At 67.4% G+C, this 20405-nt stretch carries 19 protein-coding genes and 1 tRNA gene; 10 read left to right on the top strand and 10 right to left on the bottom strand.

Translation table 11 applies throughout. The features are described 5' to 3' along the window. Nucleotides 1-69: 69 nt before the first annotated feature. Both BLV92_RS21010 and BLV92_RS21005 read right to left on the bottom strand, forming a co-directional pair. On the bottom strand, nucleotides 70-819 hold the full coding sequence (locus BLV92_RS21010; RefSeq protein WP_090548386.1) for an SDR family NAD(P)-dependent oxidoreductase: 750 nt from the start codon (nucleotides 817-819) through the stop codon (nucleotides 70-72). Between the two features lie 218 nt (nucleotides 820-1037). Further along, entirely contained in the window at nucleotides 1038-1784 is a 747-nt protein-coding gene (locus tag BLV92_RS21005) for an SDR family NAD(P)-dependent oxidoreductase (RefSeq protein WP_090551286.1), read from the bottom strand. A gap of 269 nt (nucleotides 1785-2053) precedes the next feature. On the opposite strand from BLV92_RS21005, the gene BLV92_RS21000 reads away from it, so the two are divergent. From BLV92_RS21000 to BLV92_RS20990, 3 genes are all read left to right on the top strand, one after another. Next, nucleotides 2054-2965, top strand: coding sequence for a LysR family transcriptional regulator (locus BLV92_RS21000; protein WP_090548385.1), 912 nt, complete (start codon nucleotides 2054-2056; stop codon nucleotides 2963-2965). 324 nt (nucleotides 2966-3289) lie between these two features. Further along, the gene (locus BLV92_RS20995; RefSeq protein ID WP_256216325.1) at nucleotides 3290-4603 is read left to right on the top strand and encodes a D-amino acid dehydrogenase; all 1314 of its coding nucleotides are present in this window, start codon (nucleotides 3290-3292) and stop codon (nucleotides 4601-4603) included. 48 nt (nucleotides 4604-4651) lie between these two features. Then, nucleotides 4652-5548: a glutamate/aspartate ABC transporter substrate-binding protein gene (locus BLV92_RS20990; RefSeq protein WP_090548382.1), complete on the top strand. Its 897-nt coding sequence runs from the start codon at nucleotides 4652-4654 to the stop codon at nucleotides 5546-5548. Between the two features lie 48 nt (nucleotides 5549-5596). On the opposite strand, the gene BLV92_RS20985 is transcribed toward BLV92_RS20990, so the two are convergent. The 7 genes from BLV92_RS20985 to hcaE form a co-directional block, all read right to left on the bottom strand. Beyond that, a complete protein-coding gene (locus BLV92_RS20985) occupies nucleotides 5597-6550 on the bottom strand; it encodes a TauD/TfdA dioxygenase family protein (protein WP_090548380.1) in 954 nt (317 codons plus the stop codon). A gap of 212 nt (nucleotides 6551-6762) precedes the next feature. Then, a tRNA-Val gene (locus tag BLV92_RS20980) sits at nucleotides 6763-6839 on the bottom strand. A gap of 81 nt (nucleotides 6840-6920) precedes the next feature. After that, nucleotides 6921-8144, bottom strand: coding sequence for a 3-phenylpropionate/cinnamic acid dioxygenase ferredoxin--NAD(+) reductase subunit (hcaD, locus tag BLV92_RS20975; RefSeq protein ID WP_090548379.1), 1224 nt, complete (start codon nucleotides 8142-8144; stop codon nucleotides 6921-6923). Between the two features lie 13 nt (nucleotides 8145-8157). Further along, on the bottom strand, nucleotides 8158-8982 hold the full coding sequence (gene hcaB, locus BLV92_RS20970) for a 3-phenylpropionate-dihydrodiol/cinnamic acid-dihydrodiol dehydrogenase (RefSeq protein ID WP_090548375.1): 825 nt from the start codon (nucleotides 8980-8982) through the stop codon (nucleotides 8158-8160). Then, entirely contained in the window at nucleotides 8979-9299 is a 321-nt protein-coding gene (hcaC, locus tag BLV92_RS20965) for a 3-phenylpropionate/cinnamic acid dioxygenase ferredoxin subunit (RefSeq protein WP_090548373.1), read from the bottom strand. The genes hcaB and hcaC overlap by 4 nt, the downstream gene beginning before the upstream one ends. Nucleotides 9300-9301: 2 nt before the next feature. Further along, the gene (gene hcaF, locus BLV92_RS20960) at nucleotides 9302-9847 is read right to left on the bottom strand and encodes a 3-phenylpropionate/cinnamic acid dioxygenase subunit beta (RefSeq protein WP_090548372.1); all 546 of its coding nucleotides are present in this window, start codon (nucleotides 9845-9847) and stop codon (nucleotides 9302-9304) included. Continuing rightward, on the bottom strand, nucleotides 9844-11199 hold the full coding sequence (hcaE, locus tag BLV92_RS20955) for a 3-phenylpropionate/cinnamic acid dioxygenase subunit alpha (RefSeq protein ID WP_090548370.1): 1356 nt from the start codon (nucleotides 11197-11199) through the stop codon (nucleotides 9844-9846). Before hcaE ends, hcaF begins: the two co-directional genes overlap by 4 nt. A 118-nt stretch (nucleotides 11200-11317) precedes the next feature. On the opposite strand from hcaE, the gene hcaR reads away from it, so the two are divergent. Continuing rightward, nucleotides 11318-12205 (top strand): DNA-binding transcriptional regulator HcaR, encoded by an 888-nt coding sequence (gene hcaR, locus BLV92_RS20950; protein ID WP_090548368.1) that lies wholly within the window; start codon nucleotides 11318-11320, stop codon nucleotides 12203-12205. A 12-nt stretch (nucleotides 12206-12217) separates the two neighbouring features. On the opposite strand, the gene BLV92_RS20945 is transcribed toward hcaR, so the two are convergent. Beyond that, nucleotides 12218-13039 carry a DNA-binding transcriptional regulator gene (locus tag BLV92_RS20945; RefSeq protein WP_090548367.1) on the bottom strand — a complete coding sequence of 274 codons (822 nt, stop codon included), beginning with the start codon at nucleotides 13037-13039 and terminating at the stop codon, nucleotides 12218-12220. Nucleotides 13040-13360: 321 nt separating this feature from the next. Between BLV92_RS20945 and BLV92_RS20940 the strand changes: the two genes are divergently transcribed. From BLV92_RS20940 to mhpT, 6 genes are all read left to right on the top strand, one after another. Next, nucleotides 13361-15214, top strand: a complete 1854-nt coding sequence (locus tag BLV92_RS20940; RefSeq protein ID WP_090548365.1) for a bifunctional 3-(3-hydroxy-phenyl)propionate/3-hydroxycinnamic acid hydroxylase — start codon at nucleotides 13361-13363, stop codon at nucleotides 15212-15214. Nucleotides 15215-15216: 2 nt separating this feature from the next. Then, nucleotides 15217-16176 (top strand): 3-carboxyethylcatechol 2,3-dioxygenase, encoded by a 960-nt coding sequence (locus tag BLV92_RS20935; protein ID WP_090548364.1) that lies wholly within the window; start codon nucleotides 15217-15219, stop codon nucleotides 16174-16176. A gap of 29 nt (nucleotides 16177-16205) precedes the next feature. Next, nucleotides 16206-16994, top strand: coding sequence for a 2-keto-4-pentenoate hydratase (gene mhpD / locus BLV92_RS20930; RefSeq protein ID WP_090551284.1), 789 nt, complete (start codon nucleotides 16206-16208; stop codon nucleotides 16992-16994). Between the two features lie 13 nt (nucleotides 16995-17007). After that, a complete protein-coding gene (locus BLV92_RS20925; RefSeq protein WP_090548362.1) occupies nucleotides 17008-17958 on the top strand; it encodes an acetaldehyde dehydrogenase (acetylating) in 951 nt (316 codons plus the stop codon). Beyond that, a complete protein-coding gene (gene dmpG, locus BLV92_RS20920) occupies nucleotides 17955-18995 on the top strand; it encodes a 4-hydroxy-2-oxovalerate aldolase (protein WP_090548360.1) in 1041 nt (346 codons plus the stop codon). The genes BLV92_RS20925 and dmpG overlap by 4 nt, the downstream gene beginning before the upstream one ends. Nucleotides 18996-19110: 115 nt before the next feature. Further along, complete coding sequence (mhpT, locus tag BLV92_RS20915; RefSeq protein WP_090548359.1) at nucleotides 19111-20379, top strand: 3-(3-hydroxy-phenyl)propionate transporter MhpT; 1269 nt, start codon at nucleotides 19111-19113, stop codon at nucleotides 20377-20379. Nucleotides 20380-20405: the final 26 nt, after the last annotated feature.

The following is a 20405-nucleotide window of genomic DNA, read 5'->3' as shown; positions in this document are numbered from 1 at the left end:
CGGCGGCGACACCCGCGGCCCTGTCGCCGGGCGCAAGCAACCGGCGACATTCGGAGACCGCAACCGGCTTTATGCGGCCGTGCGTCCGCCGTTGACCCTGAGGATTTCGCCGGTCATGAAACTCGCTTTCGGCGACGCGACGAACACGATCGCGTCCGCGATCTCCTCCGGCGTTCCCGCACGCCTGAGCGGCACGGTGGCGAGCATGGCCAGCTTGTTTTCTTCGGAGCCCGTTATCCGGTCGAGCATTTCCGTTTGTATGGGGCCGGGCGCCACGGCGTTCACGCGCACTCCGAAAGCGGCGGCCTCAAGTGCGGCGGACTTCGTCAGACCCTCGACGGCGTGCTTGCTGGCAACGTAGAGCGCATTCTTTGCCGCTCCCCGGATACCCATCGTCGACGACACATTGACGATGCTCCCGCTGCCTTGAGCCGACATTGCCCGAAGTTCGTGCTTGACGGCGAGCAGCGTGCCTAGCACGTTGGCGTCGAAAATGGACGCGTAGGCATCGACGGTCTGTTCGACGATCGGCGTAGGTTGACCCTCATGGCCCGCGCTGTTGACCGCGATATCGAGACGGCCGAAGCGAGCCGTCGTGCGTTCGACGAGGGCCTGCACCTCCGCTTCAAAACGGACGTCGGCCTGTACGAACTCCGCTTCGGCGCCGAGCGAACGCAGTTCTGCGGCGAGCTTCTCGCCGTCTTCCGCGCGACGGCCGGAGACGACCAGCCGGGCTTTCTCCTTCGCGAAAGCGATGGCGGTCGCGCGACCGATGCCGGAAAGCGCCCCGGTAACGAGCACCACGGGTGAATCATTCATTTCGGATCCTTTCGATGTGACAGGTTTCGAGTCTTGCCGTATCCGGGCCGACGCCGGCGCGTTACAGCGCGACGGTCGCCGCAATCCGGCTTGAGCGTTGACTGGTCCTTCCCGACATGGCGTGCGGAACCGCCTTTAGTGACTCGTGTTTCGCGGCGACTCGAAGAAGGCCTTCGAGTCGCCGCATCATGACGAGGCACGAGGCGGTTCGTACCGCGTCAGGCGCTATATCCGCCGTCGACGGGAATGACCGCCCCGGTAATGAAGCTCGCCGCCGGGCTTGCGACGAAAGCGATCACCGACGCAATCTCCTCCGGGCGACCGAACCGGCCCAGCGCGGTTGCGGCCGCCTGTGCCTCGGCGAAGGCGCTGCTGTCGGGGTTCATCTCGGTGTTGGTCGAGCCGGTTCCGATGGCGTTGACCGTAATGCCCTTCGGACCCAGATCCCGGGCGGCGCCCTTCGTGTAGCCTTCGATCGCGCGCTTCGTTGCGCTGTAGTCGGCAAGGCCCGGCCAGGTGGACCGCAGGGCGAGGGCAGAAGATACCGAGATGATCCGGCCGCCTTCGCCCATCACCCGCGAGGCTTCGCGAATGGCGGTCACCACCGCCTCGTAATTGATCCGCAGTTGCCGCTCGAACCCGGATGTGTCGGTGGTTTCGGCCACGGTACCCGTTTCGAAAACGGCGGCGTTGTTGACCAGGATATCGATCTTGCCGAAGCGCCTGACGACCTCCGCGATCAATCCCTTGACCTCGGCGGCGTGCGCCTGGTCGGCCTTCAACGCGACAGCCTTGCCACCGGATGCTTCGATCTTCGCGATGACTTCCTTTGCCTGTGCTTCGCTGCTGGAATAGCTGATCGCTACGGTCGCCCCTGCGGACGCGAGCTGGATAGCCGTTGCGGCGCCGATGCCGCGCGAACCCCCGGTAACGAGAGCGATCTTTCCTTCGAGCGTGTTTGCCATTTTGATGTCCATACGGGTTGTGGGCGCGTCGTGCCTGCATAGGCCCGTCGTTCGCCCCGTTACGATGGGTGGCGGAGCCGGCGCTTTCCATGGAGCCGCGAATGACCGACTTCGCTGCCTCGATGCGCGCTGCCCGTATCGCCGGGTCGGGAAATCTCCCTGCTGCGATCCACCGATAGCCGCACAGTACAGGCACGTCCACCTACGCGTCTAATCAATGATTCGCGGGTGTAACATCACTCTGGATGATGAATTTGAGTTAGCCGGCTATGAAAGACATCGACCTCCATCTGGTTTCAATCTTCGATGCCGTGATGACCGAAGGGTCCGTCACGAAAGCCGCTGACCGCCTCGCGATGACGCAGTCCGCCGTCAGCAACGCGATCGCCCGGATGCGCGTGGTTTGGGGCGATCCGCTGTTCGTGAGGTCCGGGCGTGGCATCAAGGCCTCCGCCCGCGCGCAGGCGCTTTGGCGTGAAATTCAGGAGCCGCTCGCTGCCATCCGCATGGCGGCGTTGCCGGCGCCGTTCGATGCGGCGACGTCGGCACGCGCATTCCGGGTCGCCGTGACCGATTACATGTCGGGCGCGCTGTGGCCGCGCCTTCGTCAGCACATCGAGGCATACGCTCCCCAGGTTCGGCTCCTCGCCGTGCCTTACACCAGCCAGGAAACGGGTTCGCAGCTCAGGGACAACGACATCGACATCTGCATCGGCGGGCTGCAGCATATGGGCGACGATGTCCGGCTGCAGCGGCTCTTCAGCGAAAGCTGGGTCTGCGCGATGAGAGCCGACCATCCCCTTGCGAAAATGCCGCTTTCCGAAGAGGATTTTCTCGGCGCGGATCATCTCCTCGTCTCCCTTTCCGGAGATCCGGCTGGTATCGCGGACGCGGCGCTCGAACGCATCGGCAAGCGTCGTCGGGTGGCGATGACGTTGAACAATTTTGCGGGTGCGCCGTCACTGCTTCTTGCGTCCAGCCTGATCAGCGTGCTGCCTGCGGGCGTTGTGCGTACCCACGCCCTCAGGGAACAGATTTACGCCTGCGACGTACCCCTCGATATTCCTCGATTCGACTGTCAAATGGCCTGGCATAGTCGAAACGATCGCGAATCGGCGCACCGATGGATGCGCTCGCTCATCATCCAGACCTGCGGCCGGATATGGGATGCAGCCGCGTAACTGTCCGCGGCACCTGATGCGTGGCTGGCGGCTCATTCCATTGGAGCGTGAGGTGTTTATACCGCGCGTCGGATCTTCAAGTCCTTGAGACAAGCTGCGAAGACCTGATACGACCTGAAGTGCGTCGTCGCGGCGAAGGACCGCGATCGATGGCACCTTGGGTCGTGGAAATGGCAACGCCAGTGACTGTCGCTGGCCGGGAGCCGCCTGCCGGAAAGCGCGTACCCCTAAAAGCCTGAAACTTTCATCCTGCCGGCCGCAAGCTCCATCCAACTCCAACGCCTCATCCCCGCGCCCCACAGAGCCCCCCTTGAGTTCCCCTTTTTGACCACCGAAACTCTCGACAAACGGGCCGGCCCCACCCGCCCACCGAAGCGAGCAAACAAGGCCATGCAAATCTGCATCCTGGGCGGCGGCGTGATCGGCGTGACGACCGCCTGGTATCTCGCCCGCGACGGCCATCGGGTCACGCTGGTCGAACGTCATCCGGAGGTGGCGCGGGAAACCAGCCGCGCAAACGGCGGCCAGTTGAGCTACCGCTACGTCGCGCCGCTAGCCGATCCGTCGGTGCTGCCGAAACTCCCGCACTGGCTGCTGGCGCGCGATTCCGCATTGCGCTTCGTGCCGCGTCTCGACGTCCAGCAGTGGCGCTGGTGCATCGCGTTCCTGCGCGCCTGCACGACCGCGCAGAGCCGCCGCACCACCGCCGAACTGCTCGGCCTCGGCATGCTGAGCCAGCAGTTGATGCACGAACTGGTCGCCGCCGAGCCCCTCGCGTTCGACTACGTGCGCAACGGCAAGCTGGTCGTCTATCGCGACGCCGCCGCGTTCGACGGCGCGCGTCGTCAGGCGGACTATCAGGCGCAGTTCGGCTGCGTGCAGCACGCCCTGGACGGCCCCGCGTGCGTCGCGCTTGAACCGGCGCTCGCGCACGTCGGCGACCGGCTGGCCGGCGGCATCCATACGCCCGGCGAGGAAGCGGGCGACTGCGACCGGTTCACGCGCGGCCTCGCAGGCGCGGCCGCGCGCGACGGAGTCGAACTGAAGCTCGGCGTCGAACTGACCGGCCTGCGCGTGAAAGGTCATCGCGTGACGGCTGCGGCGACGTCGGCCGGCGATCTCGAAGCGGACGCGTTCGTCATCTGCCTCGGCTTCCGGAGCCAGCCGCTCCTCGCGTCGCTCGACGTGCACGTGCCGGTCTATCCGCTGAAGGGCTACAGCCTCACGGTGCCGGCCGCGCCGGGACGCGGCGCGCCGCGCGTGTCGGTGACGGACGCGCATCACAAGGTCGTCTACGCGCCGCTCGGCGAGCAACTGCGGATCGCCGGCATGGTCGATCTGACCGGCACGCGCGCGGACGCGGACCACGAGCGCATCGCGTTGCTCGCGCGTCAGGCGCGCGACACGTTCCCGGACGCGGGCGACTACGACGCGGCGTCCGCGTGGACCGGCATGCGTCCGGCGACGCCGGACAGCAAGCCGGTGATCGGCCCGACGCCTTACCGCAACCTGTGGCTGAACACCGGCCACGGCGCGCTCGGCTTCACGCTCGCGTGCGGCAGCGCGCGCGTGCTGGCGGACCGGATCGCCGGCCGCGAGCCGCCGCTCGACGCCGACGCGTTCGCGCCGGGCCGCTGAGCGCAGCCCGCCTTTCTTTTCAACTTCGTACTGTCGGGAGGACGCACGATGGGCAACATCAGGAAGTTCGGGGCGTTGGCGCTGGTCGGGCTGTCGATCGCGGGTGCCCACGGGCAGGAACTGACCGGCACGCTGAAGAAGATTCACGACAACGGCGTGATCGTGCTCGGCACGCGCGAGTCGTCGATTCCGTTCTCGTACTACGACGCGAACCAGAATGTGGTCGGTTATTCGCAGGAGATCGCGCTGAAGATCGTCGATGCGGTGAAGCAGAAACTCGGCGCGCCGGAGTTGCGTGTGAAGACGATTCCGATCACGTCGCAGAACCGGATTCCGCTCGTGCAGAACGGCACGATCGACATCGAGTGCGGTTCGACGACGAACACGTTCGAGCGCGAGAACCAGGCGGCGTTTTCAAATAGCTTCTTCCTGTACGGGATCCGCTTCATCACGCGCAAGGACTCGGGCGTGAAGGACTTCGCGGACCTCGCGGGCAAGACGGTCGCGACGACGGCGGGCACGTCCGACGAACGCCTGCTGCGCAAGATGAACGAGGAGAAGCACATGAACATGACGATCATCAGCGCGAAGGACCACGCGGAGTCGTTCATGAACGTGACGACCGGCCGCGCGGTCGCGTTCGTGATGGACGAGCCGCTCCTGTACGGCGAGCGCGCGAAGTCGAAGGACGCGGCCGATTACGTGGTGACCGGCACGCCGCCGGTGTCGGAGAACTACGCGTGCATGTTCCGCCGCGAGGACCCCGAGTTCAAGGCGCTGGTGGACGACACGATCGCGAGGATGCAGACGTCCGGCGAAATGGCGAAGCTGTACGCGAAGTGGTTCACGCAGCCGATTCCGCCGAACGGGATGAACCTGCAATATCCGCTGTCCGCGGAGATGAAGGACCTGTTCGCGCACCCGAACGACAAGGCGCTCGACTGAGCGCGGCGCAGCGGGCCGGCGGCCATGCGCGGGTCCGCTGCGGTTGCGTCATTGCAGCGTCTGCCCGTCGCCCTTCAGCACCACGCTGCTGCGTCCGTCGACGCCGACCGGCACTTCGCCGCGCACGGTCGCGCGCCGCACGACGCGGCGCGCGTCGCCGTAGTCGTTGATCGCGTAGTGCTGCGTCGCGCGGTTGTCCCAGATCGCGACGTCGCCCTGTTGCCAGCTCCAGCGCACGGTGTTTTCGAGCCGCGTCACGTGCTCGTGGAAGACCTGCAGCAGATGCGCGGAATCATGCTGCGAAAGCCCCTTGATCCGCTGCACGAAGTGGCCGAGCACGAGCGTGCGTTCGCCGGTCTCCGGGTGCACGCGCACGACCGGATGCTCGGTCTCGTAGACCGTCGACGTGAACACTTCGCGATAACGCTTGAGTTGCGCGCTGTCCGCTTCGACGTGCGACGACGCGTAGTCGTAGGCGTTGGTATGCAGCGCCCACAGCGTATCCGCGAGCCGGCGCAGCGGTTCCGGCAGATGCTCGTAAGCGGCGGCGGTGTTCGCCCACACCGTGTCGCCGCCGAACGGCGGAATCACGACCCCGCGCAGGATCGACACCTTCGGGTACGCATCGACGAACGTGACGTCGGTGTGCCACGAATTCGCGCGCGCGCCGTGCAGCGAGTCGAGTTCGAGCAGGCTGCCGCCTTCGACGGACGGCACGGTCGGATGCGCGACGGTGTCGCCGAAGCGGCGCGCGAACGCTTCCTGTGCGGCATCGTCGAGATGATGCTGGCCGCGGAAGAACAGCACCTTGTGGCGCAGCAGCGCCGCGTTGATCGCGTCGAACGTGCGCGCATCGAGATCGGCGGAGAGCCGCACGCCGTCGATGCGCGCGCCGATGCGGCCCGCGACCGGATGCAGGTCGAGCGCATCCGTGCCGGCCGTGCGATGGGCGGCCGCGGCGTGAGGCGAAGCGTCGGAACGGGTGGCCTGAACGTCGGACATCGTGAGTCTCCTCGGGACGGTGGGGAACGCCCATTCAAGCAGGGTCGCGCCGGGAGAAGAACCGATCAATTGTGCGAAGCTAAGCGGGGTGGTCGGCGCTATCGATAGCAGCATTCGTGCTTTGATCGCGCGGTGCGCCGCCTCGGAATGCGGCGTCGAAAACGAAAATGACGCAGACCGCGCGGGCGGACTGCGTCATCGTCGATGTGCGTTGGTAGGCTCGATTGGATTCGAACCAACGACCCCCACCATGTCAAGGTGGTGCTCTAACCAACTGAGCTACGAGCCTGTCGAGGCGCGAATTATAGAGAGACTCGCGCGGGCGTGCAAGCGTTCGCGCGAGTCTTTTCGGGTTTTTGCTTTTTTCTCGTTACGCGCCGCGCGCGAGCGCGCGCAGGTTCTGCTGCGGGTCCGCGAGCACGTCGCGCGAGAGGCGCGCGCGCCTCGCGATCAGCTCCTTTGCGCTGCGCATGTCGCGGCCCTGGTTCACGGTGATCGCGGCGACGAGCGCGCCTTCATGATCGACGCCGAACAGCATGCATGGCGGCGCATCGAGCGAGCCGCGCGCGATCCACTCGGGCGCGGCCATGTCGCCGGCGAACTGCACGTTCAGCCCGCACTGGTCGGTCCAGAACCACGGCACTGCATTCGCTTCCGGCGCGATGCCGAGCATCGTGCGCGCGGCGGTCACCGCCTGGTCCTTCGCGTTTTCCCACGTCTCGCGCCGCAGAGTGCGGCCGCTCGCATCGTTCCATTGGCTCGCGACGTCGCCGGCCGCGTAGACGTGCGGATTCGACGTGCGGCACTGCGCGTTTATCACGATGCCGTTGTTCACGTCGAGGCCGGCCGCCAGCGCGAGCGCGGTGTCCGGTTCGACGCCGATTCCGTAGATCACCGCGTCGCCCGCGATCCGCGTGCCGTTCTTCAGCGTCAGCACGATGTCGCCGTTCGCGCGTTCCGCGCGTTCGAGCGGCGCATCGAGATGCAGCACGACGCCGCGCGCGCGATGCACGTCGCACAGATGGCGGTTCAGCACCGGCGGCGAGCAGCGCATCATCGCGAGCGGCGCCTGTTCGATCACCGTCACGTGCGCGCCGAGGTCGGTCGCGCTCGATGCGAGTTCGAGGCCGATCACGCCCGCGCCGACCAGCAGCACGCGGCGGCCCGGTTGCAGCACCGGCAGCAGCCGGCGCGCGTCGTCGAGCGTGCGCAGCGTGTAGACGTCGTCGCCGAGCGCGTCGAGCATCGGCAGCCGGCGCGCGCGCGCGCCGGTTGCGATCAGCAGCTTGTCGTACGCAAGCGTTTCGCCGTTCGTCAGCGTGACGGTGCGCGCGTTCGCGTCGATCGCGTCGGCGGCGACGCCGAGCTTCAGTTCGATCGCGTGCTGCGCGTAGAAGTCGTCCGGATGGATCGCGCAGCGCGTGGCGTCCGGCTTCAGCAGCACGTCCTTCGACAGCGGCGGCCGCTCGTATGGCGGATGCGGTTCGTCGCCGACCAGCACGATGCGGCCTTCGAACTTCTGTTGCCGCAGTTCGGCGGCGGCGATCGCGCCGGCCTGGCCCGCGCCGACGATCACGATGGTGGAAGCGTTCATCGCAGGGAGTCCGTTACAGATGCAGGCCGCCGGCCGCATGACGGATGCCGCGAATGCCGAGGCCCGCATCCGCGTTGATCATCACGCCGGACAACGTGCGGTTGTTCGCGCGCGACGCGAGCAGCACGAACGGGCCGGTGAAGTCGGCGGGGGACGGGAAGAACTGGAGCGGCAGGATGCCCGCGATCGCTTCGGGCGTGCGCGAATCCATGATCCGCAGATCCTGCTGGCCGAGCGAAGCGGGGCCGCGCAGATCGCTCGCCATCCCGCACGGGCCGACGCCGTTCACGCGGACCTTCGGCGCGAGTTCGTACGCGAGCTGGCGGATGATGCCGACCGCCGCGTGTTTGCTCGCGGTGTACAGCGGGCCGCCGCCGCCCGGATAAAACGCGGAGTTCGACAGCGTGAAGATCATGCCGCCCTCGGACGCGATCAGCGCGCGCGACGCGGCTTTCGCGCCGAGCAGGTAGCCCTTCACGTTGATCGAGAAGAGTTCGCCAAAGCCGTTGTCGAGCTGTTCGGGCGAAAGATCGACGAGGCTCGAACCGTGATCCCAGATCGCCGCGTTGCCGATGAACGTGTCGAGCTTGCCGAACGTGTCGACCGCGGTCGCGACCGCGCGCTCGTTATCGGCATACGACGTCACGTCGCCCTGCACGGCGGCGACGCGCGCGCCGAAGCGTTCGCGCAAGGCAGCGACCTTGTCGGCGGAGCGTTCGAGCACGCAGACGGAAGCGCCTTCGTCGAGAAAGCGTTCGACGAGCGCGAGGCCGAGGCCCGAGCCGCCGCCGGTAATCAGCGCGACTTCGCCGTCGAGCCAGCGGGTGGACGCGGTCATGGCGCCTCCGGCACGTCGACGTACACCGCGCCGTCGAGCAGCACGATCGGGTAGGTCTTCAGCGGTTCGGTGGCCGGCTGGCACAGCGCGGCGCCGGTCTTCAGGCAGAAGCGCGCTGCGTGCAGCGGACATTCGACGGTGCCGTCGTCCTCGACGTAACCGTCGGACATCGACGCATTGCCGTGGCTGCAACGGTCGTTCAGCGCGAACAGTTCGCCGCCGACCCTGAACACCGCGATCGCCTCGGACGGACCGTCCACCTTGATCGCTTCGCCATCGGACAACGCGTCGTCCTGGCAGACAAATAGATGGGCCATGATCAGAAAAGCACACTCAGGTTATGCGACGACAGTGTCGCCTGGTCCAGCGTGATCTCGCGGCGGCACACGAGCCAGCCGTGCGGATTCGCGTCGCGGCGCACGCGGTCGTCGCGGCGGCCGACGTAGAACGTCTCGTCGCGTTCCTTCTGCGCGCGGTACAGCAGATAGTTCACGCGCACGTCGAATTCGCCGGGCGTGCCGGTGGACTGCACGCGCACGTTCGTCACCAGGTGGCGCGTGCGCGACGGCGGCTCCTCGGCCCACGCCATGCCGGTTTCGAGCCGCGCGATGCGGCGTTCGAGCTGGAAGCGCGTGTCGTTGAAGATCCACGTGGTCGGCGGCTGCACGCCGCGGCGGCGGTCGCGCGTCTGCGCGTTGACGGTCGTGCGCATCGTGTAGCGGATGTCGTCGGACATCAGCGCGAGCCAGTCGCGGAACAGCCAGTCGTCCAGCAGTTCGGCTTCGCGATACAGGAACTGCTCGACTTCGTGGTGCAGTTCGAGCGGCACGTTCGTCACGGGGCGGATTTCGGCGACGTCGCTCATTTCAGCACCTCCGCCTCGTACTGCTTCGTGCGGTCGAGCACTTCGTCCCAGCTATCGGACGTCAGCAGGTCGGCCCAGCGGCGGTACATGCCGCGCGCCGCCGTCTCCGAGAAGATGTAGTTCGTCACGCCGGGGATGCCGTCGTCGCGCACGCGCTCGTTGCCGAGACCCATCTCGACGATCAGCTTCGTGTTGCGCGCGCGCTTGCCGCGCAGCACCTTCTGGATTTCGACCCAGTTCTCCGAGTCGTCCTGTTCGAGGAAGCCGGCCGGGCCGAACGCGCGTGTCGCGCTGCGCTCGAAGGCGGCCTTGACGTCGTCGGACGCGTCCTTGTCCGCGATGCAGAACGCCCACACCTCGACCTGGTTCGGCCCGCGCGGATGCCACACGCGCAGCGTCGCGGTGCCGTTCAGCCACGACATCGTCGGGAACAGGTTGTTGTGGCCCGCGAGCCGCAGCGCGCGCACCTTGCCGAGCCGCGCTTCGGCTTCTGCATAGGTATCGCGGAAGTATTGCGACACCTCGCCGTCCACCCACACGTTCGCGTCCGGCTGTTCGGTGAAGAAAAAGCCGCTGCCGTGGCCGGCCTGGCCGTACTGGAGCGCATCCTTCGCGGTCTCCCAGACGGGCCGCGCGGTTTGCCCCGCGCCGAGCGCCTTGTCGCCTTCGCCTTCTTTCGCGCCGAGCACCTGCACCGCCGACGCGTGCGAGAACAGCGCGTGATACTGGTCGCTCGCGAACTGCTCGGCCGGGAATTTCCAGTTGCAGTCGATCACCCATTTGTGCACGCCGCCGATGATCTCGGTGCCGCCTTCGCGACGGTCCAGCACGCCGTCGAGATACCACGCGATGTCGCCCATGTACGCTTCGAGGTCCGGCGCGCTCGCGTCCCAGTTGCCGAACACGAGGCCCTTGTACACGGTCACGCGTGTGACCTCCTGCAAGCCGAGTTTTTCCTTGCACAGGCCGTGCGGATACGCGCGCGGTTCGAGCGGCACGTCGATCAGCGCGCCGTCGACGCCGTACGACCAGCCGTGATACGGACACGTGAACGCACGCGTGTTGCCGCAGTCAGCGAAGCTCACGCGCATCGAGCGATGGCGGCACTGGTTCAGGAACGCCTTGATCGAGCCGTCCTTCTGCCGGACGACGACGACCGGGTCCTCGCCCATGTACGTGTTGAAGAAATCGCCGGCTTTCGGAATCTGGCTGACGTGCGCGAGGAACAGCCAGCAACGGCCGAAGATCCGTTCCAGTTCGAGTTCGTAGATCGCGGGGTCGGTGTAGATCGACGACGTGACGCGGCCTTCGCGCGCGTCCACCAATGCATCGATGTCGATGGGTGCGGACATTCGTGTCTCCTCCGTTGGAAGCATTCCTGCGTGGGAATGACGCGGATGATCGTTGCGCTTGAGACCGAAGTGAAATATTTTGTTTGTTTGCTTTAAGACATCCGGGCGATAACAAGGCATGGAACTTCGTCACTTGCGCTACTTCATCGCGGTCGCCGACGAGCTGAGCTTCACGCGCGCGGCGCTTCGCCTGCACACCGCGCAGCCGTCGCTGAGCCAGCAGATCCGCAATCTCGAAGACGAAGTCGGCACGCCGCTGCTGGAGCGCACGCGCCGCAAGGTCGAACTGACCGAGGCCGGTACGGTGTTTCTCGCGGAGGCCCGGCTGGTGGTCGCGCAGGCGGACCGCGCGGTCGCCCGCGCGCGCCAGGTCGCGCAGCAGGGGCGCGCGACGGTGACGATCGGTTTCGTGCCGGCCGCGGAGATCAGGGTTTTCCCGGCGATTCTGCCGCGTCTGCGGCTGCGCTTTCCGGACGTGAACGTCGAGTTGCGCAGCCTGCCGACCGCCGACCAGGAAGAGGCGCTGCAGCGCGGCGAGATCGACGTCGCGTTCATGCGTTATCCGGTCCGTTCGGCGGACCTGACGAGCGAAGTGGTGCTGGTCGAGCCGCTCGTCGTGCTGCTGCCGTCGTCGCATCCGCTCGCGAAGCTGGAACGCATCCCGCCGGAAAAGCTCGACGGCGAGCCGTTCATCAGCACGCATCCGCATTTTTCCGGACAGGTGTACAGCGTCGTCGAAGCGTATTTCGACGCGCACAAGCTGCACCGCAACGTCGCGCAGGTCGCGACGAACATCCTGCTGAACCTGAACCTCGTCGGGATGGGGCTCGGTTACGCGCTGCTGCCCGCGTACGCGGCATCGCTGACGAGCAGCGCGATCTGCGCGCGGCCGCTCGAAGGCGAGCCGCCGCGCGTCGAACTGCTGATGGTGTCGCGCGCGCCGCCGCATCCGGCGGAACTGGCGGGGCTGTTCGAACTCGTCCGCGAGCACGTCGCGCCGGAATGAGACGCCGCGCGTCTAGATTCCCGGCGCGTCGCGCGGGGCCGGCGTCCGGGCCTGCGTTTCCAGCGCGCTCACCATCTCGTCGGCCGCGCGCTGCAACTCCGGCACGAAGCGCCGTGTCGCCTCGGCCGGGCTGATCGCCTGTTCGAGGTAGATCACGTTCAGGCTCGCGAGCACGCGGCCGCCGGACTGGATCGCGACCGCCAGCGCGCCGATCTTGCGCTGGTCCGCCCAGTCGCCGTGATTCGAGCCGAAGCCGTCCGCGCGCGTCTGCCGGATCAGGTTGCGCACGTAGGTCTCGTCGAGCGCGAGCTTCTGCTGCTGCTCGCCGCCCGCGCCCGAGCGCAGCACTTCGAGGATGTCGTCGCGCTCCGCGTCCGGGCAGGTCGCGAAATACACGCGGCCCGCGGCCGTCAGCAGGATCGGCAGCCGCCGCCCGACCATCGAGCGGTGAAATGACAGCGGGCTGAAGCGGTGCGTCGTCTCGCGGATGATCATCGCGTCGCCGTCCGGCGTCGTCAGGTCGGACGGCCACACGACGCGCTGCATCAAACGGCCCATCACCGGCGGCGCGATCGTCGCGACCAGTTCGTCGTCGGTGAATCCCTCGCTTAGCGCGCGCACGTCGAGCGTCAGCCGGAAGCTGTCGTCCGACGCGCTGCGGCGCACGAATTTCTCGTCGACCAGGGTTTCCAGCAGGCGGCGCACCGTGGTCCGGTGCAGGCCGGTCGCCTCGCTCAACTGCTGGCTCGTCGCCCGGCCATTCTCCATCGCGTTCAGCGCCCGAAGCACCTGCAGGCCGCGCGCCAGTCCCCGTACGTTCGCATACTTGTTCATGCCGAAAAGTCTTTAAAAATCATCTGCGTGCATTCTATGCACATTTCTCAAAAATTGTTGAGGACGCATCTGGCCGCGCCTAGACTCGCTCGAAAATCAGAGTCAAGGAGACGCACGTGTCCGATCGACGCAGATCAACGTTTCACTGCATTCCCGGTCGCCCGAGCAGCCGCGCTTCCGTCGCACGACGCACGCGCCGGCTTTCGCGCGGCGCCGCCTGACTCGTACCGAACGAAAGCCGTCACGCCGCCGCGCGCAGCCCGCGCGGAACGGCAAGCACCGCATGACGCGCGCAACGCGCGCCGTGCCCGAAGGAGACATATGAGCGCCACCCCCGCCCCGACGGCCGAGACCGGCCGTTCCCGCACCGTGATCACCGACGTCGCGATTATCGGCGCCGGCCCGGTCGGCCTGATGATCGCCAACATTCTCGGCCTGCAGGGCGTCAGCGTCACGCTGGTCGAGCGGCTCGATCAGATCATCGACTATCCGCGCGCGATCGGCCTCGACGACGAGGCGCTGCGCGTGTTCCAGTCGGTCGGCCTCGCGGACGAACTGCTGCCGCATACGACGCCGGACCACTGGATGCGCTTCGTCACGAAGGACGGCCACTGCTTCGCGTCGATCGAGCCGCGCACCGACGAGTTCGGCTGGCCGCGCCGCAACGCGTTTCTGCAGCCGGTCGCGGACCAGGTGCTGTACGAAGGGCTGAAGCGTTTCCCGCACGTGCAGGTGCTGTTCGGCCATGCGGTCGAAGGATTTTCGCAGGACGCGGATGGCGTGACGATCGACGCCGCCGATGCGAACGGCGCGCGCGTCGCGATCCGCGCCGCTTACATGGTCGGCGCGGACGGCGGCAACAGCTTCGTGCGCCGCGCGCTGAACGTGCCGTTCGAAGGCCGCACCAAGCCGAACCAGTGGATCGTCGTGGACGTGCGCAACGACCCGATCGGGTCGCCGCACATCTACATGCATTGCGACCACGAGCGGCCGTACGTGTCGGCCGCGCTGCCGCACGGCATCCGCCGCTTCGAGTTCATGGTGATGCCGGGCGAGACCGAAGAGGAACTGTCGAAGCCGGAGAACATGGCCGCGCTGATCCGCAAGGTCGTCGCCGATCCGGACAAGGTCGATTACATTCGCAAGCGCGTCTATACGCACAACGCGCGGCTCGCGGAAACGTTCCGCGTCGACCGCATCCTGCTCGCGGGCGACGCCGCGCACATCATGCCGGTGTGGCAGGGGCAGGGCTACAACAGCGGCATCCGCGACGCGAACAACCTCGGCTGGAAGCTCGCGATGGTCGCAAAGGGCGTCGCCGGCTCGCGCCTGCTGGACACCTACACGGTCGAGCGCCGCGCGCACGCGCGCTCGATGATCCACCTGTCCGAAGTGGCCGGCGACATCTTCGCGCCGACCACCGCGTTCGGCCGCCGCTTTCGCGATGCGTTCGTGCGCACGTTCAACGTGTTCCCGTCGGTGAAGCGTTATTTCGTCGAAATGCGCTTCAAGCCGATGCCGCGCTACGAATCGGGCGTCGTGCTGCTGCCGGAGCAGAAGCATAACGGCGGCTGGCTCGCGCGGGTGCTCGAACGCTCGGGCAACTCCGCGCCGGGCCGCCTGCTCGGGCTGATGAGCGAGAAGCGCGATTCGTTCCTCGGCCAGCTTGCCTACGGCCGCGACCGGCTCGCGGACTCGCCGGTCGGCCGCATGTTCATCCAGCCGCGCGTGCGCAACGCGGACGGCAATGTCGTGCTGCTCGACGACGCGATCGGCAACGGCTTCGTCGTGCTCGGCTGGGGCGCGGACCCGACGTTCGGGCTGACCCCGCATGCGCGCGCGCTCGCGGAAAAACTCGGTGTGCGCTTCGTGATCGCGAAGCCGGACGTGCAGCTTCGGCACACCGACGACGTGCCGGCGGGCGTGCTCGCGATCGGCGACGCGACCGGCCGCCTGAAGGACTGGTTCACCCGCATTCCGCAGTCGGTCGTGCTGCTGCGCCCGGACCGCTTCGTCGCGGGCGTGTGCTCGCCGCAGCAGGTGTCCGATTCGATCGTCGAACTCGCGGGCAAGCTCGGCCTGACCGACGTGGCGCGCGCGGACGCCCCCGTCCCCACGCCGGCTGCGCGCCCCGCGCGCGACGGCATTGCAGTCGCCCAAACAGCAGGAGCATGAGGATGCCGATTCACCTCGAATGTCTTTCCCACACGCCGTTGCACGGCTACTTCGATCCGGCGCAGGACGTCGTCGCCGAAGTGGAGCGCGTGATGGCCGCCGCGCGCGAACGCGTGCGCGCGTACGAACCCGAACTGATCGTCGTGTTCGCGCCGGACCACTTCAACGGCTTCTTCTACGACATGATGCCGCCGTTCTGCATCGGCGCGGCCGCGACCGCGATCGGCGACTTCAAGAGCCTCGCGGGCCGGCTGCCGGTGCCGGACGACCTCGCGCTCGCGCTGACCGAAAGCGTGCTTGCGGCGGACATCGACGTCGCGGTGTCGTACCGGATGCAGGTGGACCACGGCTGCGCGCAGGCGCTCGAAGAACTGACGGGCGGGCTCGACCGTTATCCGGTGATCCCCGTGTTCATCAACTCGGTCGCGCCGCCGATGGCGACGCTGCGCCGCGCGCGGCTGCTCGGCGACGCGATCGGCCGCTTTATGTCGCGGACCGGCAAGCGCGTGCTCGTCGTCGGTTCGGGCGGCATCTCGCACGAACCGCCGGTGCCGGAACTGATCGGCGCGACGGAAGAAGTCGCGGAACGCCTGATCGCCGGACGCAACCCGACGCCGGAATCGCGCGCCGCGCGCCAGGCGCGCACCGTGGCCGCCGCGCAGGCGTTCACCGCCGGCGACAGCCGCCTGCATCCGCTGAATCCCGAGTGGGACCGCGCGTTCCTCGCGCGCCTCGCGTCGGGCGAACTGACCGCCGTTGACGGCATGACCAACGAGGCGATCACGCGCGACGGCGGCAAGTCCGCACACGAGATCCGCACGTGGGTCGCCGCGTTCGGCACGCTCGCCGCATACGGCCCGTATCGCGCGTCGCTCGATTATTACCGCGCGATCCCCGAGTGGATCGCCGGTTTCGCCACCATGCACGCCACGCCGTCGACCGCGCTCGCGGCGGCCGCGTGAGCCGAACGAACCGGATCAAGGAGAACCCGATGTCCGACCAGACTCTCGTGAAGACCCTCGCCGCGCGGCTGCGCGACGCCGAGGCTTCACGCAGCACGATTGCGCCGGTGCGCGGCGAGATCGCCATCGACGATATCGCGACCGCGTACGCGGTGCAGCAGGCCAACGTCGATGCGCGCGTCGCGAACGGCGAGCGCATCGTCGGCCGCAAGATCGGCCTCACGTCGCTCGCGGTGCAGAAGCAGCTCGGCGTCGATCAGCCGGACTTCGGCGCGCTGTTCGCGGCCATGGCCTATGGCGACAGCGAGCCGATGCCTTTGGCGAAGCTGATCCAGCCGAAGGTCGAAGCGGAAATCGCGCTGGTGCTGGAGCGCGACCTCACGCACGAGAAGCACACGTTCGTCGACATCCTGCGCGCGAGCGCGTATGCGCTGGCTGCAATCGAGGTCGTCGACAGCCGCATCCAGAACTGGGACATCCGCTTCGTCGACACCGTGTCGGACAACGCGTCGAGCGCTCTGTTCGTGCTCGGCAGCCGGCCGGTGCCGCTGTCGCAGCTCGACCTGACCGCGTGCGCGATGACGCTGGAGCGCGACGGCGAAGTGCTGTCGCGCGGCAACGGCGCCGCGTGTCTCGGCAACCCGCTCAATGCGGCCGTGTGGCTCGCGGACCGCATGGTCCGGCTCGGCACGCCGCTGCGCGCGGGCGATGTCGTGCTGACCGGCGCGCTCGGCCCGATGGTGGCCGTCAAGGAACCGGGCACATTCACCGCCCAGATCGAAGGACTCGGCAGCGTCCGCGCGACGTTCGCCAGCTAAAGGGAAAACACACATGGCTTCCGAAAAACTGAAGGCGGCGATCATCGGCTCGGGCAACATCGGCACCGACCTGATGATCAAGATCCTGCGCAACGCCAAACACCTCGAAATGGGCGCGATGGTCGGCATCGACCCGGCGTCCGACGGCCTCGCGCGCGCCGCGCGCCTCGGCGTCGCCACCACCCACGAGGGCGTCGAAGGGTTGACGCGCCTGCCGGTGTTCGGCGACATCGACTTCGTGTTCGACGCGACTTCGGCGGGCGCGCACGTGAAGAACGACGCGTTCCTGCGCACGCTCAAGCCCGGCATCCGCGTGATCGACCTGACGCCGGCCGCGATCGGCCCGTACTGCGTGCCGGTCGTGAACCTGGCCGCGCAGCTGGATGCGCTGAACGTGAACATGGTCACCTGCGGCGGCCAGGCGACGATTCCGGTGGTCGCGGCGGTGTCGAAGGTCGCGAAGGTCCACTACGGCGAGATCGTCGCGTCGATCAGCAGCAAGTCGGCGGGACCGGGCACGCGCGCGAACATCGACGAGTTCACCGAGACCACGTCGAAGGCGATCGAGGTGGTCGGCGGCGCGGTCAAGGGCAAGGCGATCATCGTGCTGAACCCGGCCGAGCCGCCGGTGATGATGCGCGACACCGTCTATACGCTGTCCGACCTCGCGGACCTCGACCGCATCGAGGCGTCGATCGAGGAAACGGTGCGCGCGGTGAACGCGTACGTGCCGGGTTATCGCCTGAAGCAGAAGGTGCAGTTCGACGAGATTCCGGCGAATGTGCCGCTGAACGTGCCGGGCCTTGGCCGCTTCAGCGGGCTGAAGACGTCGGTGTTCATCGAAGTGGAGGGCGCGGCCCATTACCTGCCGGCGTATGCCGGCAATCTCGACATCATGACTTCCGCCGCGCTCGCGACTGCCGAACGCATGGCGCAGTCGCTGCTTCAGGGAGCGCACGCATGACCACCACTGCCACTAACAAGAAGCTGTACATCTCCGACGTGACGCTGCGCGACGGCAGCCACGCGATCCGCCACCAGTATTCGATCAAGAACGTGCAGGACATCGCGCGCGCGCTCGACGCCGCGAAGGTGGACAGCATCGAGGTCGCGCATGGCGACGGCCTGCAGGGGTCGAGCTTCAACTACGGCTTTGGCGCGCACAGCGACCTGGAATGGATCGGCGCGGTGGCCGACGTGGTGAAGCACGCGAAGATCGCGACGCTGCTGCTGCCGGGCATCGGCACGATCCACGATCTGAAGGCCGCGTACGACGCGGGCGCGCGCGTGGTGCGGGTGGCGACGCACTGCACCGAGGCGGACATCTCGAAGCAGCACATCGAGTACGCGCGCGAACTCGGGATGGATACCGTCGGTTTCCTGATGATGAGCCACATGACGACGCCGGAGAAGCTGGCGGTCGAGGCGAAGAAGATGGAGAGCTACGGCGCGACCTGCATCTACGTGGTGGACTCGGGCGGCGCGCTGAACATGAACGACGTGCGCGACCGGTTCCGCGCGTTCAAGAGCGTGCTCAAGCCCGAGACTGAAACCGGCATGCACGCGCACCACAACCTGTCGCTGGGCGTGGCGAACTCGATCGTCGCGGTGGAAGAGGGTTGCGACCGGATCGACGCGTCGCTGGCGGGGATGGGCGCGGGCGCGGGCAACGCGCCGCTCGAAGTGTTCATCGCGGCGGCGGAACGCCTCGGCTGGAATCACGGCACCGATCTGTACACGCTGATGGACGCGGCCGACGACATCGTGCGTCCGTTGCAGGACCGGCCGGTGCGGGTGGATCGCGAGACGCTGGCGCTCGGTTATGCGGGCGTGTATTCGAGCTTCCTGCGGCACTCGGAGGTGGCGGCGAAGAAGTACGGCCTCAAGACGGTGGACATTCTCGTCGAACTGGGTAAGCGCCGGATGGTCGGCGGCCAGGAGGACATGATCGTCGACGTCGCGCTCGATTTGAAGAAACGGACGGAAGCCGCACAGCAATAAACCCGGCAGTAAAAAACCAGGCGCGCAGCGGCCGGACGCTTCGGCGTCCGCCGCTGCGCGACACACGACAGCCGCCGGCAAGAGCGGCTCATTCAGGATAAATCGGAGACTTTTGATGAACACGTCACGGACGGGTCGCGCGGAAACAGCCGGCGCGAAGAGAGGGATCAGCACGATCGGGCTGTGCCTTGCGATCGCGTTGCTGGAGGGGCTGGACCTGCAATCGGCGGGCGTCGCCGGGCCGCGCATGGCGAAGGAGTTTTCGCTCGCGGTCGCGCAGATGGGCTGGGCGTTCAGCGCGGGCGCGATCGGGCTGTTGCCCGGCGCGGCGCTCGGCGGACGCTTCGCCGACTGGTTCGGCCGCAAGCGCGTGCTGATGGTGTCGGTCGCGCTGTTCGGCGTGTTCTCGCTCGCGACGACGCAGGTGTGGAGCTTCGAAAGCCTGCTCGTCGCGCGTTTGCTGACGGGCCTGGGCCTCGGCGCGGCGATGCCGAACCTGATCGCGCTGTGCTCGGAAGCCGCGCCCGCGCATCAGCGCGGCACCGCGGTCGGCGCGATGTACTGCGGGATGCCGTTCGGCGCGGCGCTCGCGGCGGTGATCGGCATCGTCAGCACGGACGCGGGCGGCTGGCGGCACGTGTTCTACGTCGGCGGCTTCGGTCCGCTGCTGATGGTGCCGCTGCTCGCGATCTTCCTGCGCGAGTCCGAGCAGTTCGTCGAGACGAGGTCGGCGTCCGGCTCGCTGGCCGCGACGCCGGGCGTCGCCGACGCGCTGTGGCGTCACGGCCGCGCGCGCACGACCCTCGCGTTGTGGGTCAGTTATCTCGGCACGCTGATCGTGCTGTATTTCCTGATGAACTGGCTGCCGTCGATGGTGCTGTCGCGCGGGTTGTCGCATACGCAGGCCGGCGTCGTGCTGATGATGTTCAACATCGGCGGCGGCATCGGCGCGATCGGCATCGCGAACGTGATGGACCGCTTCGGGCGGCGCGGCACGGTGGTCGGGATGTACGTCGGGATCGCGCTCGCGCTCGGGGCGCTCGCCGGCTCGGCCGGCGCGACGTCGATGGCGGTCGGCGGCCTGCTGTGCGGGTTGTTCCTCGTCGGCGGGCAGTCGGTGCTGTACGCGCTCGCGGGCCACGCGTATCCGACCGAGGTGCGCGGCACCGGCGTCGGCGCGGCGGTCGCGGTCGGGCGGCTCGGCTCGATCTTGGGGCCGCTCGTCGCCGGGCAACTGTTCGCGCTCGGGCAGAGCGCATCGATGCTGGTCGCGGCGAGCATTCCGCTGATCGTGATCGCGGCGCTCGCAGCGTTGACGGTGGTCGGCGCGTTCGCGTCGCGCCGCCGCGACGGCGACGCGGTGTTCGACACGCGCGGCATCTGAATTTGGCGGAAGGGGCGCGCGCTCCT

Origin of the sequence: Paraburkholderia caballeronis (assembly GCF_900104845.1) — a bacterium.
Classification (GTDB): Bacteria; Pseudomonadota; Gammaproteobacteria; order Burkholderiales; family Burkholderiaceae; genus Paraburkholderia; species Paraburkholderia caballeronis.
The sequence above is the reverse complement of the archived record's forward strand: the minus strand, read 5'-3'. Positions and strand labels throughout refer to the sequence as shown.

Bases quoted from the DNA above. Each gene is read 5' to 3' on its own strand.
- BLV92_RS21010 (WP_090548386.1), bottom strand. From the start codon at position 819: ATGAATGATTCACCCGTGGTGCTCGTTACCGGGGCGCTTTCCGGCATC.
- BLV92_RS20940 (WP_090548365.1), top strand. From the start codon at position 13,361: ATGAGCGCCACCCCCGCCCCGACGGCCGAGACCGGCCGTTCCCGCACC.
- hcaC (WP_090548373.1), bottom strand. From the start codon at position 9,299: ATGGCCCATCTATTTGTCTGCCAGGACGACGCGTTGTCCGATGGCGAA.
- BLV92_RS20990 (WP_090548382.1), top strand. From the start codon at position 4,652: ATGGGCAACATCAGGAAGTTCGGGGCGTTGGCGCTGGTCGGGCTGTCG.
- dmpG (WP_090548360.1), top strand. From the start codon at position 17,955: ATGACCACCACTGCCACTAACAAGAAGCTGTACATCTCCGACGTGACG.
- hcaB (WP_090548375.1), bottom strand. From the start codon at position 8,982: ATGACCGCGTCCACCCGCTGGCTCGACGGCGAAGTCGCGCTGATTACC.
- BLV92_RS20925 (WP_090548362.1), top strand. From the start codon at position 17,008: ATGGCTTCCGAAAAACTGAAGGCGGCGATCATCGGCTCGGGCAACATC.
- BLV92_RS21000 (WP_090548385.1), top strand. From the start codon at position 2,054: ATGAAAGACATCGACCTCCATCTGGTTTCAATCTTCGATGCCGTGATG.
- hcaF (WP_090548372.1), bottom strand. From the start codon at position 9,847: ATGAGCGACGTCGCCGAAATCCGCCCCGTGACGAACGTGCCGCTCGAA.
- hcaE (WP_090548370.1), bottom strand. From the start codon at position 11,199: ATGTCCGCACCCATCGACATCGATGCATTGGTGGACGCGCGCGAAGGC.
- mhpD (WP_090551284.1), top strand. From the start codon at position 16,206: ATGTCCGACCAGACTCTCGTGAAGACCCTCGCCGCGCGGCTGCGCGAC.
- BLV92_RS20985 (WP_090548380.1), bottom strand. From the start codon at position 6,550: ATGTCCGACGTTCAGGCCACCCGTTCCGACGCTTCGCCTCACGCCGCG.
- mhpT (WP_090548359.1), top strand. From the start codon at position 19,111: ATGAACACGTCACGGACGGGTCGCGCGGAAACAGCCGGCGCGAAGAGA.
- BLV92_RS21005 (WP_090551286.1), bottom strand. From the start codon at position 1,784: ATGGCAAACACGCTCGAAGGAAAGATCGCTCTCGTTACCGGGGGTTCG.
- BLV92_RS20935 (WP_090548364.1), top strand. From the start codon at position 15,217: ATGCCGATTCACCTCGAATGTCTTTCCCACACGCCGTTGCACGGCTAC.
- hcaR (WP_090548368.1), top strand. From the start codon at position 11,318: ATGGAACTTCGTCACTTGCGCTACTTCATCGCGGTCGCCGACGAGCTG.
- BLV92_RS20945 (WP_090548367.1), bottom strand. From the start codon at position 13,039: ATGAACAAGTATGCGAACGTACGGGGACTGGCGCGCGGCCTGCAGGTG.
- hcaD (WP_090548379.1), bottom strand. From the start codon at position 8,144: ATGAACGCTTCCACCATCGTGATCGTCGGCGCGGGCCAGGCCGGCGCG.